This is a genomic window from Pseudomonas sp. LS_2, from assembly GCF_042709235.1.
GTDB lineage: Bacteria > Pseudomonadota > Gammaproteobacteria > Pseudomonadales > Pseudomonadaceae > Aquipseudomonas.
Genome location: NZ_JAVAYC010000069.1, coordinates 1 through 1,158 on the forward strand (window position 1 = coordinate 1; position 1,158 = coordinate 1,158).

The following is a 1,158-nucleotide window of genomic DNA, read 5'->3' on the forward strand; positions in this document are numbered from 1 at the left end:
GCAGCATTCGCGGGTAAACCCGCTCCCACAGGTTTTGCATTCCAGTCTTCTAGATCGCGTTGTGGGTCTTGAGCCAGCCCAGGCCCGCTTCGGTGGTGGTCAGCGGCTTGTACTCGGCGCCCACCCAGCCCTGGTAGCCGATGCGGTCCAGGTGGGCGAACAGGAAGCGGTAGTTGATCTCGCCGGTGCCCGGCTCGTTACGGCCGGGGTTGTCGGCCAGCTGGATGTGGTTGATCTTGGCCAGGTTGGCTTCCACGGTGCGGGCCAGGTCACCTTCCATGTTCTGCATGTGGTAGATGTCGTACTGCAGGAACAGGTTGTCGCTACCCACCTCGGCCTGGATGTCCAGGGCCTGCTGGGTGGTGTTGAGGTAGAAGCCTGGGATGTCGCGGGTGTTGATCATTTCCATGACCAGGCGAATACCGGCGGCCTCGAGCTTGTCGGCGGCGTAGCGCAGGTTTTCCACGAAGGTCTTGCGCACCGTGGCGCAGTCTGGGCCTTGTGGGCGGATGCCGGCCAGGGCGTTGACCTGGGTGTTGCCGAGCACCTTGGCGTATGCGATGGCCTTGTCGACGCCGGTGCGGAATTCCTCGACGCGGTCGGGGTGGCAGGTGATGCCGCGCTCGCCCTTGGCCCAGTCGCCAGCGGGGAGGTTGAACAGCACCTGGGTCAGGCCATGAGCGTCGAGCTGGCGCTTGATTTCGGCAGCTTCGAAGTCATACGGGAAGAGGTATTCGACACCGCTGAAACCGGCATCGGCAGCGGCCTTGAAGCGGGCCAGGAAGTCCTGTTCGGTGAATAGCATGGACAGGTTGGCAGCGAAGCGAGGCATGAGCAGTCTCCTTGCAGTGAATACCCCCGCGCAAGGCACGGGGGCGTCAGGCGGTCAGTCCAGCAGCGAGATGGCGGTAGGGGCGTCGTTGCCGACCAGGGCCAGGTCTTCGAACTCGTTGACGGCGTTGATCTCGGTGCCCATGGAGATGTTGGTGACCCGCTCCAGAATGATCTCGACCACTACCGGCACGCGGAACTCCTCGGCCATCTTCTGCGCCTTGAGCAGTGCCGGAGCGATGTCGGCAGGCTGGAACACGCGCAGCGCCTTGCAACCCAGGCCCTCGACCACGGCCACGTGATCGACGCCATAGTTGCCCGCTTCGC

At 63.7% G+C, this 1,158-nt stretch carries 1 protein-coding gene and 1 pseudogene; both read right to left on the reverse strand.

Going from position 1 to position 1,158, the window contains the following annotated elements:
- Positions 1 to 49 precede the first annotated feature (49 nt).
- Positions 50 to 832: a hydroxypyruvate isomerase gene (hyi, locus tag RAC97_RS24570; RefSeq protein WP_375102214.1), complete on the reverse strand. Its 783-nt coding sequence runs from the start codon at positions 830 to 832 to the stop codon at positions 50 to 52.
- A gap of 54 nt (positions 833 to 886) precedes the next feature.
- A pseudogene (locus RAC97_RS24575) lies at positions 887 to 1,158 on the reverse strand (glyoxylate carboligase); the annotation flags it as partial.